Annotated in this window: 14 protein-coding genes and 1 riboswitch; of the genes, 13 read left to right on the top strand and 1 reads right to left on the bottom strand. The window is 62.0% G+C overall.

The genetic code is table 11. The features are described from left to right. Positions 1–635 precede the first annotated feature (635 nt). The 13 genes from AC19YX_RS25660 (at position 636) to astE (ending at position 14,114) form a co-directional block, all read left to right on the top strand. Complete coding sequence (locus AC19YX_RS25660; RefSeq protein ID WP_078470860.1) at positions 636–1,409, top strand: ABC transporter substrate-binding protein; 774 nt, start codon at positions 636–638, stop codon at positions 1,407–1,409. A gap of 91 nt (positions 1,410–1,500) precedes the next feature. Next, entirely contained in the window at positions 1,501–2,190 is a 690-nt protein-coding gene (locus AC19YX_RS25655) for an ABC transporter permease (protein WP_020295687.1), read from the top strand. Then, entirely contained in the window at positions 2,187–2,885 is a 699-nt protein-coding gene (locus AC19YX_RS25650; RefSeq protein WP_078470859.1) for an ABC transporter permease, read from the top strand. Before AC19YX_RS25655 ends, AC19YX_RS25650 begins: the two co-directional genes overlap by 4 nt. Position 2,886: 1 nt before the next feature. Continuing rightward, on the top strand, positions 2,887–3,999 hold the full coding sequence (locus tag AC19YX_RS25645) for a succinylglutamate desuccinylase/aspartoacylase family protein (RefSeq protein WP_500607297.1): 1,113 nt from the start codon (positions 2,887–2,889) through the stop codon (positions 3,997–3,999). A gap of 28 nt (positions 4,000–4,027) precedes the next feature. Next, positions 4,028–4,792 (top strand): ABC transporter ATP-binding protein, encoded by a 765-nt coding sequence (locus AC19YX_RS25640; protein WP_020295684.1) that lies wholly within the window; start codon positions 4,028–4,030, stop codon positions 4,790–4,792. A 122-nt stretch (positions 4,793–4,914) separates the two neighbouring features. Beyond that, positions 4,915–5,895: a transcriptional regulator ArgR gene (gene argR, locus AC19YX_RS25635; RefSeq protein WP_078470857.1), complete on the top strand. Its 981-nt coding sequence runs from the start codon at positions 4,915–4,917 to the stop codon at positions 5,893–5,895. Positions 5,896–6,344: 449 nt separating this feature from the next. After that, a complete protein-coding gene (locus tag AC19YX_RS25630) occupies positions 6,345–7,565 on the top strand; it encodes an aspartate aminotransferase family protein (protein WP_078470856.1) in 1,221 nt (406 codons plus the stop codon). 133 nt (positions 7,566–7,698) lie between these two features. Further along, positions 7,699–8,718: an arginine/ornithine succinyltransferase subunit alpha gene (gene aruF, locus AC19YX_RS25625; protein WP_500607296.1), complete on the top strand. Its 1,020-nt coding sequence runs from the start codon at positions 7,699–7,701 to the stop codon at positions 8,716–8,718. Between the two features lie 81 nt (positions 8,719–8,799). Then, positions 8,800–9,825, top strand: a complete 1,026-nt coding sequence (gene astA, locus AC19YX_RS25620; RefSeq protein WP_020295680.1) for an arginine N-succinyltransferase — start codon at positions 8,800–8,802, stop codon at positions 9,823–9,825. Next, positions 9,825–11,291, top strand: a complete 1,467-nt coding sequence (gene astD, locus AC19YX_RS25615; RefSeq protein ID WP_500607295.1) for a succinylglutamate-semialdehyde dehydrogenase — start codon at positions 9,825–9,827, stop codon at positions 11,289–11,291. Before astA ends, astD begins: the two co-directional genes overlap by 1 nt. Positions 11,292–11,390: 99 nt before the next feature. Next, positions 11,391–12,737, top strand: coding sequence for an N-succinylarginine dihydrolase (astB, locus tag AC19YX_RS25610; RefSeq protein ID WP_500607294.1), 1,347 nt, complete (start codon positions 11,391–11,393; stop codon positions 12,735–12,737). A 63-nt stretch (positions 12,738–12,800) separates the two neighbouring features. Beyond that, positions 12,801–13,091: a hypothetical protein gene (locus tag AC19YX_RS25605; protein WP_020295677.1), complete on the top strand. Its 291-nt coding sequence runs from the start codon at positions 12,801–12,803 to the stop codon at positions 13,089–13,091. Positions 13,092–13,103: 12 nt separating this feature from the next. Then, complete coding sequence (gene astE / locus AC19YX_RS25600; protein WP_078470852.1) at positions 13,104–14,114, top strand: succinylglutamate desuccinylase; 1,011 nt, start codon at positions 13,104–13,106, stop codon at positions 14,112–14,114. Between the two features lie 142 nt (positions 14,115–14,256). Here the strand turns inward: astE and AC19YX_RS25595 are convergent, their stop codons facing one another. Further along, positions 14,257–14,766, bottom strand: a complete 510-nt coding sequence (locus AC19YX_RS25595; RefSeq protein WP_078470851.1) for a 6,7-dimethyl-8-ribityllumazine synthase — start codon at positions 14,764–14,766, stop codon at positions 14,257–14,259. Between the two features lie 120 nt (positions 14,767–14,886). Next, positions 14,887–15,058: riboswitch (FMN riboswitch) on the bottom strand. Positions 15,059–15,074 lie beyond the last annotated feature (16 nt).

Below are 15,074 nucleotides of genomic sequence, written 5' to 3'. Positions count from 1 at the left end.
CCCCGCCCGGCCTTGCGCCTGGCGGGGCTTTTTTTGCTTGGCGTCGGTGCTTGTAAAGACGTCGACTGGCCCTGAGGGGCTGAGGTGCCGGGTCCGGCCAGCGCAGCCTGGCGGCAGCGGCTATGGGGCGGTTGCGGGCATTGGGGCAGCGGCTACAGAGATGATAAATATCGGTTTTGTCCATCGGACGTATCTGAATGTTACCGGGATCGCCCAAGGTGTAACCCCGCGCCCAATAGCGGGGCAATGGGAAACGCCAGGCCCCATTTTCGGGCTGGTTTTATCCAGGTAAAAAATAAGTCATTACGCTGAGCTTGCCGGAATAGAAGGCTTTGCCAATAATAGGCCCGCAATTTGCAGCATGTATCGGTTCCATTTCTTTTGCTCTTGCATAAACCTGAAGAGCTGTCAATGCGCCTGACCGGCTTTCTCGATGCTTGTGTAATTTGTTGTCGCATTGAAGAAATATCGGCTTCCGGCCTGTCGTTAGAATGCCGATCACTCGCTCGTCGTCGCCTGTGCTGGATTTTCGCCGGGCTGCCCAGGACGCTGCGCCGCTAATCAGGTTCCACCCATTCGCATATTGGGCTGTCGCTCACTCTGCCGTTTTCGCCCTTTACCGATGGAGTCCTAAGATGAAGAAACTCGTGCTTCTTGGCGCCCTGGCACTGTCCGTGCTCTCCCTGCCGACATTCGCTGATGAAAAGCCCCTGAAAATTGGTATTGAAGCGGCTTACCCTCCGTTTGCCTCCAAGGCGCCGGACGGCAGCATCGTCGGTTTCGACTACGACATCGGCAACGCCCTCTGTGAAGAGATGAAGGTCAAGTGTGTATGGGTCGAGCAAGAGTTCGACGGCCTGATCCCGGCCCTCAAGGTTCGCAAGATCGACGCCATCCTGTCGTCGATGTCGATCACTGATGATCGCAAGAAGTCCGTGGACTTCACCGGCAAGTACTACAACACCCCGGCACGTCTGGTCATGAAGGCTGGCACTCAGATCAGCGATGGCCTGACCGAGCTCAAAGGCAAGAACATTGGCGTGCAACGTGGTTCGATCCACGAACGCTTTGCCCGTGAAGTGCTGGCGCCACTGGGTGCCGAGATCAAGCCTTACGGTTCGCAGAACGAAATCTACCTGGATGTGGCCGCCGGTCGTCTCGATGGCACCGTGGCCGACGCCACCCTGTTGAACGACGGTTTCCTGAAAACCGATTCCGGCAAGGGCTTCGCCTTCGTGGGTCCGGCCTTCACCGACGTCAAATACTTCGGCGACGGCGTAGGGATTGCAGTGCGCAAGGGTGATGCGCTCAAAGACAAGATCACCACTGCCATCGCCGCCATTCGTGCGAGCGGCAAGTACAAGCAAATCCAGGACAAGTACTTCGACTTCGATATTTACGGCCAGTAATACGTCGAAGCAGTCAGTCCGAGATGGCGCAAGCAGCAGAATCTCTGAAGTTTGCGCCATTTTTTCATCCCAATTTTCGAGGACCTGAATCATGTTGAAAGGCTACGGGGCTGTCATCCTCGATGGCGCTTGGCTGACGCTTCAGCTCGCCTTGTCGTCCATGGCCCTGGCCATTGTTCTGGGTCTGATCGGGGTCGCGCTGCGCCTGTCACCGGTGCGCTGGCTGGCCTGGCTGGGCGATCTGTATTCGACGGTGATCCGTGGGATTCCCGACTTGGTGCTGATCCTGCTGATTTTCTACGGCGGCCAGGACCTGCTCAACCGCGTCGCACCGCTGCTGGGTTTTGACGACTACATCGACCTCAACCCGCTGGCAGCCGGTATTGGCACCCTGGGTTTCATCTTCGGTGCCTATCTGTCGGAAACCTTCCGCGGCGCCTTTATGGCCATCCCCAAGGGGCAGGCTGAAGCCGGCATGGCCTACGGCATGAGCAGTTTTCAGGTGTTCTTCCGGGTACTGGTGCCGCAGATGATTCGCCTGGCGATTCCCGGCTTCACCAATAACTGGCTGGTCCTGACCAAGGCCACTGCGCTGATTTCGGTGGTGGGCCTGCAAGACATGATGTTCAAGGCCAAGCAGGCGGCAGACGCCACTCGCGAGCCTTTCACCTTCTTCCTTGCAGTGGCGGCGATGTACCTGGTGATCACCAGCGTCTCGTTGCTGGCACTGCGTTACCTTGAGAAGCGCTACTCGGTAGGCGTAAGGGCGGCTGATCTATGATCTTCGACTACAACGTCATTTGGGAGGCGATGCCGCTGTACCTGGGCGGCCTGCTGACCACCTTGAAACTCCTGGCCCTGTCGCTGTTTTTCGGCCTGCTGGCGGCCTTGCCCCTGGGGCTGATGCGGGTCTCCAAGCAGCCGGTCATCAACATGACCGCCTGGCTCTACACCTACGTGATCCGCGGCACGCCGATGCTGGTGCAGCTGTTTCTGATCTACTACGGCCTGGCGCAGTTCGAGGCAGTGCGTGAGAGTTTTCTCTGGCCGTGGCTGTCGAGTGCGACCTTCTGTGCCTGCCTGGCCTTTGCCGTGAACACCAGCGCCTACACCGCTGAAATCATCGCCGGCAGCCTGCGGGCCACGCCCAATGGCGAGATTGAAGCCGCCAAGGCCATGGGCATGTCGCGCTACAAGATGTATCGCCGCATCCTGCTGCCGTCGGCCCTGCGCCGGGCGCTGCCGCAGTACAGCAACGAAGTGATCATGATGCTGCAGACCACCAGTCTGGCCTCCATCGTGACCCTGATCGACATCACCGGCGCCGCCCGGACCGTCAACGCCCAGTACTACCTGCCGTTCGAAGCCTACATCACCGCTGGCGTGTTCTACCTGTGCCTGACCTTCATCCTGGTGCGCCTGTTCAAGTTGGCCGAGCGCCGCTGGCTGGGCTACCTGGCGCCGCGGAAGCACTGATATGGAACGCATCGATCATTCATTGCCCTGGAGCCATTTGGGCTGCGAGCGCCAGGTCTCGGTGTTTCGCTTTGGCCATGGCGAGCGCAAGGCCTATATCCAGGCCAGCCTGCACGCCGATGAGTTGCCCGGCATGCGCACCGCCTGGGAGCTGAAAAAACGCCTGACCGAGCTGGAAGCCCAGGGTGCGCTCAATGGCGTGATCGAGCTGGTGCCGGTGGCCAATCCGATCGGCCTCGGGCAGTTGCTGCAAGGCAATCACCAGGGGCGTTTCGAGGCCGGCAGCGGCAAGAACTTCAACCGTGATTTCGTTGAGCTGAGTGCGCCGGTTGCGGCGTTGCTGGAAGGGCGCCTGGGGGATGATCCCCACGCCAATATCCGCCTGATTCGCCAGGCCATGAGCGACGCCCTGGCGGCCTTGCCGGCCCCGACCAGTCAGCTGCAAGGCTTGCAACGGGTGTTGCTGAGCCATGCCTGCGGTGCCGACGTGGTCCTCGACCTGCATTGCGATGCCGAGGCAGTGCTGCACATGTACGCTTTGCCGCAGCACTGGCCGCAGTGGCGTTCCCTGGCTGCGCACTTGAATGTACGGGTCGGCCTGCTGGCCGAGGAGTCGGGCGGCAACTCGTTTGACGAGGCCTGTTCGCTGCCCTGGCTGCAACTTTCCCGGTTGTTTCCCGAAGCGCAGATTCCATTGGCGTGCCTGGCGACCACCGTCGAGCTGGGTGGACAGGCCGACACCGGCCGCCCGCAAGCCGAGGCTCATGCCGAAGGGATCCTGGCGTTTCTGGCCGAGCAGGGTTTGATCGCTGGCGAGTGGCCCAAGGCCGCCCAGGAAGCCTGCGAAGCCATGCCCTTTGAAGGCACCGAGCTATTGTTTGCGCCCCATGCGGGCGTGGTGAGCTTTCTGCGCCCGGTTGGCAGCTGGGTGGAGAAGGGCGAGCCTATCTTTGAAGTGATTGACCCCTTATCCGATCGGGTCAGCATCCTGTGTGCTGGCACCAGCGGCGTGTTGTTTGCCGTGGAACGGCTACGTTATGCCCAATCCGGTTTCTGGCTGGCCAAGGTGGCGGGGCGCGAAGCGCTGCGGCACGGGCGCTTGCTCAACGACTGACTGACAGCTTTTTGTGAGAACCGACAGCATGTACAAACTTGAAGTCCAAGACCTGCATAAACGCTATGGCAGTCACGAAGTGCTCAAGGGCGTGTCCCTGAAAGCCGCCGCCGGCGATGTCATCAGCATCATCGGCTCCAGTGGCTCCGGCAAAAGTACCTTTTTGCGCTGTATCAACCTGCTTGAGCAGCCCCATGCGGGCAAGATCCTGCTGAACAACGAAGAGCTCAAGCTGGTGGCGAATAAGGACGGCGCGCTCAAGGCTGCCGACCCGAAACAACTGCAGCGCATGCGCTCGCGGCTGTCGATGGTGTTTCAGCATTTCAACCTGTGGTCGCACATGACCGCGTTGGAAAACATCATGGAAGCGCCGGTCCATGTACTCGGCATGTCCAAGGCCGAGGCGCGGGAAAAGGCCGAGCTGTACCTGGCCAAGGTCGGCGTGGCGCACCGCAAGGACGCCTACCCGGGCCATATGTCCGGTGGTGAGCAGCAGCGGGTGGCGATTGCCCGGGCCCTGGCCATGGAGCCGGAAGTCATGCTGTTTGACGAACCGACCTCGGCGCTCGATCCGGAATTGGTGGGCGATGTGCTGAAAGTCATGCAGGCCCTGGCCCAGGAAGGTCGGACCATGGTCGTGGTCACCCACGAAATGGGCTTTGCTCGCGAAGTGTCGAACCAGTTGGTGTTCCTGCACCAAGGGGTGGTGGAAGAGAGCGGCAACCCGCGTGAAGTGCTGGTCAATCCGCAGTCCGAGCGGTTGCAGCAGTTCCTGTCGGGCAGCTTGAAGTAACAGCTGATTTAGCGCTGCCGTTGTGCACCTTTTTAGGGCATGCTGCGCCTCGCGCAGACTGGTCTATGTTGGTGCTGCCGCCCTCGGTTTTTTAACACTGTTTTCGTTTCGGATCGCACGCCATGACTGCCCATCGAATTGGTTTCCTGATTTGGCCCAGCACTAAAGCCTTGACGCTGGCGCTGGCTGAGGAGGCCTTGCGTGTTGCTCAGCGCGTGCATCCGGATGTTGTCTACGAGCTTTCGTTCCTGCAGGCCGAGGCTCCGGCTGAAGGCGCCTGGCAACTGCCGGGTGAGCCTTGGGCGGGCAAGCTTGAAGGCTGCCAAAAGCTGTTTTTGCTGGCCGATGAGCCGCCGGCCTCCATAGCGCCGGCCCTGAGCAGCGCGCTCAAGCAACTGGTGCGAGCCGGTTGTGTGATCGGTGGCTTGTCGGCCGGGGTCTACCCGCTGGCGCAGTTGGGTTTGCTCGATGGTTATAGGGCGGCGGTGCACTGGCGTTGGCAGGATGATTTCGCCGAGCGTTTCCCCAAGGTGATTGCCACCAGTCATCTGTTTGACTGGGATCGCGATCGCCTGACCGCCTGTGGTGGTATGTCGGTGCTGGATCTGCTGCTGGCGGTGCTGGCCCGTGATCACGGCGCCGAGCTGGCGGGTGCGGTGTCGGAAGAGTTGGTGGTGGAGCGGATTCGCGAAGGCGGCGAGCGCCAGCGTATTCCGTTGCAAAACCGCCTGGGCTCCAGCCATCCGAAGCTGACCCAGGCTGTGCTGCTGATGGAAGCCAACATCGAAGAGCCGCTGACCACCGATGAAATTGCCCAGCACGTTTGCGTGTCGCGTCGGCAGTTGGAGCGGATCTTCAAGCAGTACCTCAATCGTGTGCCCAGCCAGTATTACCTGGAGCTGCGCCTGAACAAGGCGCGCCAGATGTTGATGCAGACCAGCAAGTCGATCATTCAGATCGGCCTGTCCTGCGGCTTCTCCTCGGGGCCGCATTTCTCCAGCGCCTACCGCAACTTCTTCGGCGCCACCCCTCGCGAAGATCGCAATCAGCGGCGCAGCAGCAGCCCGTTCGAGTTGTCATCGGTGCCGTCCGAGCGCGGTTGATCCGATCCGGCGGGTTTGGTTGCCCTGGCGTTCAACGCATTTCAGCAAAGATTGCCCGGCGTCTGCTTCAGCCAGCGCAGCCTACGGCAGCGGCTACAACTCAAACATGTGCCGCTGCCGCCAGGCTGCGCTGGCTCTGAAACCCGGCGCATTTCTCCACGGATTACACGACGCCTGCCCTGCCCAGCGCCCAAGTGTGGCTCAAGCCTATGGCAGCGACGACAGATCATTGGCCGACGCAATTGCGGGCAGGGCTGCCGCTAAGGGCTGTCGGCAGTTTAAACTGCGCCTTTGCGACGCTATTTGTCGCATTGCCGTAAACCCGTCTAAATCCGGGTTTGGCGCTATAAGAAGTTGTCGCTTGGCGGCAAGGCCGGGCTGAAAACTGTCCTTACAATCCCCCCATCGCTCGCCAGTTTCAGGCAGGCGTTCCTCTTCAGGAGACTCCGATGTCCGTTGAGCAAGCTCCGGTGCAACGCGCCGATTTCGACCAGGTCATGGTTCCCAACTATGCGCCTGCGGCTTTCATTCCAGTGCGTGGCGCCGGGTCCCGAGTCTGGGATCAGTCAGGTCGAGAGCTGATCGACTTCGCCGGCGGCATCGCGGTCAACGTCCTGGGTCACGCCCATCCGGCGCTGGTCGGTGCGCTGACCGAACAAGCCAACAAGCTGTGGCACGTGTCCAACGTCTTCACCAACGAGCCGGCCCTGCGCCTGGCGCACAAGTTGATCGACGCCACGTTCGCCGAGCGCGTGTTCTTCTGCAACTCCGGCGCCGAAGCCAACGAGGCCGCTTTCAAGCTGGCCCGTCGCGTAGCCTTCGATCGTTTCGGCACTGAGAAGTACGAAATCATCGCCGCGCTCAACAGCTTCCACGGCCGTACCCTGTTCACCGTCAACGTCGGTGGCCAGTCGAAGTACTCCGACGGTTTCGGTCCTAAAATCACCGGCATCACCCACGTTCCTTATAACGACCTGGCAGCGTTGAAAGCCGCCGTTTCGGACAAGACCTGCGCCGTGGTGCTGGAGCCGATCCAGGGCGAGGGTGGTGTACTGCCGGCCGAGCTGGCTTACCTGCAAGGTGCCCGCGAACTGTGCAACGAGCACAACGCGCTGCTGGTGTTCGATGAAGTGCAAACCGGTATGGGCCGCAGCGGCAAGCTGTTCGCCTACCAGCACTACGGTGTGACGCCGGACATCCTGACCAGCGCCAAGAGCCTGGGCGGTGGTTTCCCGATCGCCGCCATGCTGACCACTGAAGCGCTGGCCAAGCACCTGGTGGTCGGTACTCACGGCACCACCTACGGCGGCAACCCGCTGGCGTGTGCTGTCGCGGAAGCGGTGATCGACGTGATCAACACTCCTGAAGTGCTGAGCGGTGTCAACGCCAAGCATGACAAGTTCAAGACCCGCCTGGAGCAGATCGGCGAGAAATACGGCCTGTTCACTCAGGTGCGCGGCCTGGGCCTGCTGCTCGGTTGCGTGCTGAGCGATGCCTGGAAAGGCAAAGCCAAAGACATCTTCAACGCCGCTGAAAAAGAAGGCCTGATGATTCTGCAAGCCGGCCCGGACGTGGTGCGTTTCGCCCCGAGCCTGGTGGTTGAAGACGCTGATATCGACGCCGGCCTGGACCGCTTCGAACGCGCCGTCGCCACGTTGACCCAAGCCTGATTCAGGCCGCAGTACTCCTCGGCGTTTATCCTCGCGGATAGGCGTCGAGCCACATTTCTGTGCCGGGCTATCCCGGCATTTTTTTCCCTGAGTCGGCCTGTTTGCCGACCTGTTTCGAGTAAGGAGTGACACCATGCTGGTGATGCGCCCCGCGCAAATGGCTGATCTGGGCGAGGTACAGCGTCTGGCTGCGGACAGCCCGATTGGTGTCACTTCCTTGCCGGATGATGTCGAACGCCTGAGCGACAAGATTGCTGCCTCCGAAGCCTCGTTCGCTGCCGAAGTCAGCTTCAACGGTGAAGAGAGCTACTTCTTTGTCCTTGAAGACACCGACAGCGGCAAGCTGGTGGGCTGCTCGGCCATCGTCGCCTCGGCCGGCTACTCCGAGCCGTTCTACAGCTTTCGCAATGAAACCTTCGTTCACGCCTCTCGCGAGCTGAAGATTCACAACAAGATTCACGTCCTGTCCCAGTGCCATGACCTGACCGGCAACAGCCTGTTGACCAGCTTCTACGTGGTGCCGGAATTGGTGGGTTCGTCGTGGTCGGAGCTCAACTCCCGCGGCCGCCTGCTGTTTGTGGCCAGCCACCCGGAGCGCTTTGCCGATTCAGTGGTGACCGAGATCGTCGGCTACAGCGACGAGCATGGCGACTCGCCATTTTGGGACGCCATCGGACGTAACTTCTTCGACCTCAACTACGCTGCCGCCGAGCGCCTGTGCGGGCTGAAAAGCCGCACCTTCCTCGCCGAACTGATGCCGCACTACCCGATCTACGTGCCGCTGCTGCCGGACGCCGCCCAAGAGGCGATGGGCCAGGTGCACCCGCGGGCGCAGATCACGTTCGACATCCTGATGCGCGAAGGCTTCGAGACCGATCATTACATCGACATCTTCGACGGCGGCCCGACCCTGCACGGACGGGTTTCGGGAATTCGCTCGATCGCCCAGAGCCGCGTGGTGCCGGTGAAAATCGGCGAGGTGAGCAAGGGCGGCGGACGCCAGTATCTGGTGGCCAACGCCCAGTTGCAGGATTACCGCGCGGTGTTGCTGGAGCTCGACTATGCCCCAGGCAAACCGGTGACCCTGGACTTGCAAGCGGCCGAAGCACTGGGTGTCGGCGAAGGTGCCAGCGTGCGCCTGGTAGCGGTTTGACGCCTGCTTTTGCCCAGAGAAAATTGCCCAGAAGGCAGCGAGTTTCACGGGTGGCGTTAGCGGCCCGTTTGAGGAGATAGCATGATCGTTCGTCCCGTACGCAGCAGCGATTTACCCGCGCTGATCGACCTGGCGCGCAGTACCGGCACCGGCCTGACCACTTTGCCGGCCAACGAAGAGCGCCTGACCCACCGCGTCGGCTGGGCCGAGAAAACCTTTCGCGGCGAGGCCGAGCGCGGCGATGCCGACTACCTGTTCGTGCTCGAAGACGACAACGGCCGGGTGGTGGGCATCTCTGCGATCGCCGGTGCGGTCGGCCTGCGTGAGCCCTGGTACAACTTCCGGGTCGGCCTGACGGTCAGCGCCTCCCAGGAGCTCAATATCTACCGCGAGATTCCGACGCTGTTCCTGGCCAACGACCTGACCGGCAACTCCGAGCTGTGCTCGCTGTTCCTGCACGCCGATTACCGCACCGGCCTCAACGGCCGCATGCTGGCCAAGGCGCGGATGCTGTTTATCGCCGAGTTCCCGCAACTGTTCGGCAACAAGATCATTGCCGAAATGCGCGGCATGTCCGACCCCGCCGGGCGCTCGCCATTCTGGGAAAGCCTGGGCCGGCACTTCTTCAAGATGGAATTCAGCCAGGCCGACTACCTGACCGGGGTGGGCAACAAGGCGTTTATCGCCGAACTGATGCCCAAGTTCCCGCTCTACACCTGCTTCCTGTCCGAAGACGCGCGCAGCGTGATCGGCAAGGTGCACACCGACACCGAGCCGGCCCTGGCCATGCTCAAGAGTGAAGGCTTCAGCTATCAGGGCTACGTCGACATCTTCGACGCCGGTCCGGCGGTGGAATGCGAAACCAGCAAGATCCGCGCGGTGCGCGACAGCCAGGCGCTGGTGCTGGCGATCGGCACTCCAGGCGATGACGCCACGCCGTTCCTGATCCACAACCGCAAGCGCGAGGATTGCCGCATCACGGCCGCTCCGGCGCGCTTTGCCGCCGGCACCCTGGTGGTCGATCCCCTGACCGCCAAACGCCTGCAACTCAACGCCGGCGACCAGGTCCGCGCGGTTCCGTTGTCTGCTTCCCGGGAGTCCAAGTAATGAATGCGCAATACATCGCTGGTGAGTGGCTGGCAGGGCAGGGCGAAGCCTTTCAATCCCTGAACCCGGTAACGCAGCAGGTGCTGTGGACCGGCAACGGCGCCACCGCCGAACAGGTTGAATCCGCTGTCCAGGCCGCGCGCCAGGCATTTCCGGCCTGGGCCAAGCGCTCACTGGACGAGCGTATCGCAGTACTGGAAGCCTTTGCCGCCAGCCTGAAGAACCACGCCGACGATCTGGCCCGCTGCATTGGCGAGGAGACCGGCAAGCCGCTGTGGGAGTCGGCCACCGAAGTCACCAGCATGGTCAACAAGATTGCCATCTCGGTGCAGAGCTACCGTGAGCGTACCGGCGAGAAGAGCGGCCCCCTGGGCGACGCCACCGCCGTGCTGCGCCACAAGCCACACGGCGTGGTGGCGGTGTTCGGGCCTTACAACTTCCCGGGCCACTTGCCCAATGGCCATATCGTTCCGGCCTTGCTGGCGGGCAACAGCGTGCTGTTCAAACCCAGCGAGCTGACGCCCAAAGTCGCCGAGCTGACGGTCAAGTGCTGGATCGAAGCCGGCTTGCCGGCCGGTGTGTTGAACCTGCTGCAGGGCGCGCGGGAAACCGGCATCGCCCTGGCTGCCAACCCGGGTATCGACGGGCTGTTCTTCACCGGCTCCAGCCGTACCGGCAATCACCTGCACCAGCAGTTCGCCGGGCGCCCGGACAAGATCCTGGCGCTGGAGATGGGCGGCAACAACCCGCTGGTGGTGGATCAGGTCGCGGACCTGGACGCGGCGGTGTACACCATCATCCAGTCTGCATTCATTTCCGCAGGCCAGCGCTGCACCTGCGCCCGCCGCCTGCTGGTGCCGCAGGGTGCCTGGGGCGACCAGTTGCTGGAACGCCTGGTGGCCGTCAGCGCGACCATCGAGGTCGGTGCATTCGACCAGCAGCCTGCGCCGTTCATGGGCTCGGTGATTTCCCTGGGGGCTGCCCGCGCCTTGCTCGACGCCCAGGAACAACTGCTGGCCAATGGCGCGGTGGCGCTGCTGGCCATGACTCAGCCCCAGGCCCAGGCCGCACTGCTGACCCCGGGCATTCTCGACGTGACGGCCGTGGCCGAGCGACCGGACGAGGAGCTGTTCGGGCCGTTGCTGCAAGTGATTCGCTACGCGGATTTTGCCGGCGCGATTGCTGAAGCCAACAACACCCAATACGGCCTGGCTGCGGGCCTGCTCTCGGATTCCGAGGCGCGCTACCAGCAGTTCTGGCTGGAAAGCCGGGCCGGCATCGTCAACTGGAACAAACAGCTGACCGGCGCCGCCAGCAGCGCACCTTTCGGTGGCGTGGGCGCATCGGGCAACCATCGGGCCAGCGCCTACTACGCGGCAGATTACTGCGCGTACCCGGTGGCCTCGCTGGAAACCCCGAGCCTGGTGCTGCCGAGCGCATTGACCCCGGGTGTGCGCTTGTCCTGAATGTGTGGGAGCTGTTGTGGCTGGGGAGCACGCTCTCTGGCCACAGGTTGATCCGCTTTTAACGCCTATAAAAATATCGATGTTCGTGGAGCCTCGCTGATGAAATCCTATGAAGTCAATTTTGACGGTCTAGTGGGGCCGACCCATAACTACGGTGGTCTTTCCTACGGCAACGTCGCCTCCCAGAGCAACAGCCAGCAGTCTTCCAACCCCAAGGAAGCCGCGCTGCAAGGCCTGGCGAAAATGAAAGCGCTGATGGAAATGGGCTTTCAGCAAGGCGTGCTGGCCCCGCAGGAGCGGCCGGATGTAGCGGCCCTGCGCAGCCTGGGTTTTGCCGGCAGCGACGCGCAAGTGATTCAGCAGGCCGCCAAGCAGGCCATGCCGCTGCTGGTTGCCAGTTGCTCGGCGTCGAGCATGTGGGTGGCCAACGCCGCCACCGTCAGCCCGAGCGCCGACACTGCCGATGGCCGCGTGCATTTCACCGCCGCCAACCTCAACTGCAAATACCACCGCAGCATCGAGCACCCGACCACCAGCCGCGTGCTGGGGGCAATGTTCGCCGACCAGAAGCACTTCGCACACCACGCGGCGTTGCCGGCAGTGGCGCAGTTTGGCGACGAAGGCGCGGCCAACCACACGCGCTTCTGCCGTGAGTACGGCCAGGCCGGGGTCGAGTTTTTTGTGTTCGGGCGCAGCGCCTTCGACACCCGCTACCCGGCACCGCAGAAATACCCGGCACGCCAGACTCTGGAAGCCTCGCAAGCCGTGGCTCGCCTGCACGGCCTGAGCGACGATGGCGTGGTCTACGCCCAGCAGAATCCGTCGGTGATCGACCAGGGTGTGTTCCACAACGACGTGATCGCGGTCGGGAACGGCGAGCTGCTGTTCCACCACGAAGATGCCTTCCTCGACACTGACACCATGCTCGCCGAGCTGCAGGGCAAGCTGGCCAAGTTCGGCGGCAACTTCCAGTCGATCTGCGTGCCGCGCTCCCAGGTCACGGTGGAGGACGCGGTGCGCTCCTACCTGTTCAACAGCCAGCTGCTGTCCCGTGCCGATGGCACGATGCTGCTGATCGTGCCCGAGGAATGCCGCGCCAACGAACGCGTCTGGCAGTACCTGCAAGGCCTGATGTCTTCGGCCGGGATGATTCGTGAAGTGAAGGTCTTCGACCTCAAGCAAAGCATGCAGAACGGCGGCGGCCCGGCGTGCCTGCGACTGCGGGTCGCGCTCAACGAAACTGAGCTGGCGGCGGTCAATCCAGGGGTTATCATGACCGCGCCGTTGTACGACACCTTGACCCAATGGGTCGGCAAGCACTACCGCGACCGCCTGGCCGAAAGCGATCTGGCGGATCCGCAATTGCTGCTTGAGTGCCGGACGGCACTGGATGAACTGACGCAAATCCTTAAACTGGGCGCGGTTTATCCATTCCAGATCAATTGAAAGCCCGCGCCCGTCTCTGTTGAGTCGGGCGCGCCGCTTTATCTCCAGATGAGAGCGTAATAAATGAGCGATACCCTGCAGCTGATCCTTGAAGACACCGACGGCACTCAACTGGAAACCTCCTGCACCCGTGTTGCGGTGATGTGGCAAGGCAAAGAGTTGTGGATCCAGCAGGACGGCCGTGGCCAATTGCTGATCGGCGTGGACGTTGAAGAAGGTGATGCCGAATACGCCAACCTGCTGCTGCGCCCGCTGGCTACCAACCTGGTCAGCCTGCAACTGGAAATGGAACCGGCCGACGCCGGTGACGAAGACGATCACGTGCACGGCCCGGATTGCGGCCACGCTCACTAAGGAACTCGTTCTATGCTCGCCCTCGGCAAACTGCTTGAACTGACCCTCGCCGGTCGCGAACCGGCGGAGAAGACTCAACTGACTGTCGAAGGCGTGCGGATGCGCTGGTTGAGCGAGGGCGCGCTGGAAGTGCGGCCGCCCGAAGCTCGCGACAATGGCATGGATCTGCTGCTGTCGGCCGGCATCCACGGTAACGAGACCGCGCCGATCGAGTTGCTCGATCGGTTGCTGCATGACATCGCCCGGGGTGACCTCAAGCCTCGCGCACGTATTCTGTTCCTGTTCGGCAACCCCGAGGCCATGCGCCGCGGCGAGCGTTATATCGAGCAGGACGTCAATCGGCTGTTCAACGGCCGTCATGAACAAAGCAGCGGCAACGAAGCCCTGCGTGCCTGCGAACTGGAGCGGCTGGCGGCGAGCTTTTTCAGCCTGCCCGAGCGCAGTCGCCTGCACTACGACCTGCACACCGCGATTCGCGGCTCGAAAATCGAGCAGTTCGCCCTCTATCCGTGGAAGGAAGGCCGCCAGCACTCGCGCGCCGAACTGGCCCGCTTGCGTGCCGCTGGCATGCAAGCGGTGCTGCTGCAGAACAAGCCGTCGATCGTGTTCAGCTCCTACACCTACGACAAGCTGGGTGCCGAGTCCTTCACACTGGAGCTGGGCAAGGCCCGGCCTTTCGGCCAGAACCAGGGCGTCAACGTCGAGCGCCTGGAAACCCGCCTCAAGCAGATCATTGAAGGTCGCGAGCCGCCGTTGGCCGAGCAGAGCCTGGACGGTTTGCAGCTGTTCAGCGTGGCCCGGGAAATCATCAAGCACAGCGACGCTTTCCACCTGCACCTGCCGGCGGACATCGAGAATTTTTCGGAACTGGAAGTGGGTTATCTGCTGGCCGAGGACATCGCCCAGACCCGTTGGGTGGTCGAAGAACCCGGTGCCCGGATCATCTTCCCCAACCCTAAGGTCAAGAACGGCTTGCGCGCCGGGATTCTGATCGTTCCCACTACAGACGCCGAGCTGGCCTGACCCTGTAGCTACTGCAGGCTCGGGGCGCGTTTGGGGTCTGCTTGCGTCATCTCGGTTTCAGCGACGGCCAGCGCAGCCTGCCGCAGGCTGCGCTGTCCTTAACTGACACCGTGGGGTGTCAGGACTATCTCTCTGCGGTGTTTCAGACCGCTACTGCACGTTGCTCATGACGGCGCAGGGCGCGGGTCTTGTGCAGGGTATCGGCGCAAGTCTTCGCCGCTTCCTGGCCTTTGTGCACGAAGTGGTCGAAGAAGAACTTCTGGTGCTCTTCGCCGGCATGGAAGTGATGCGGGGTCAGCACCACGGAGAATACCGGCACTTCGGTTTCCAGCTGCACTTGCATCAGGCCGCTGATCACCGACTGGGCGACGAACTCGTGACGGTAGATCCCGCCATCCACCACCAGGCCTGCGGCGACGATCCCGGCATAACGCCCGGATTTGGCCAGCAGCTTGGCGTGCAGGGGGATTTCAAAGGCGCCGCCGACTTCAAAGAAGTCGATGTCGCTTTCCTGGTAACCCTGGGCCAGCATTTCGGCGACGAAACCCTTACGGCTCTGATCGACGATTTCCTTGTGCCAGCAGGCCTGGATAAACGCGACGCGCTCGTTCGAGTGGCTTTTGCTTTTGCTATCGATTGCGGTGGGTTGCATGTTCTGACTCCTGTTTGTGTGAAAAACAGGGCGTTATGAATCGAATGGGATTTAAGGGTACGTGTCAGGCAGACCTGTGATTACTCACACGGCTGCTCCGGTTCGGCCCTTTGGCGCCAATCCCGTTCTCTCTTCATCCGGACTATGACCGTCGGCCCCGGGATCACACCGGGTCTGCTGACCTTGCCGCCACTCACCGTAAAAGCCGTGAGTGTCGCCAAGCGCTCGCGGGCTATGCGCATTGCGCGCAATTACCGCCGGTGGGGAGTTACACCCCGCCCTGAGAACGTTTGCCGCCGGATTATTCG

The organism is Pseudomonas sp. MF09150 (genome assembly GCF_059862355.1).
The sequence above is the reverse complement of the archived record's forward strand: the minus strand, read 5'-3'. Positions and strand labels throughout refer to the sequence as shown.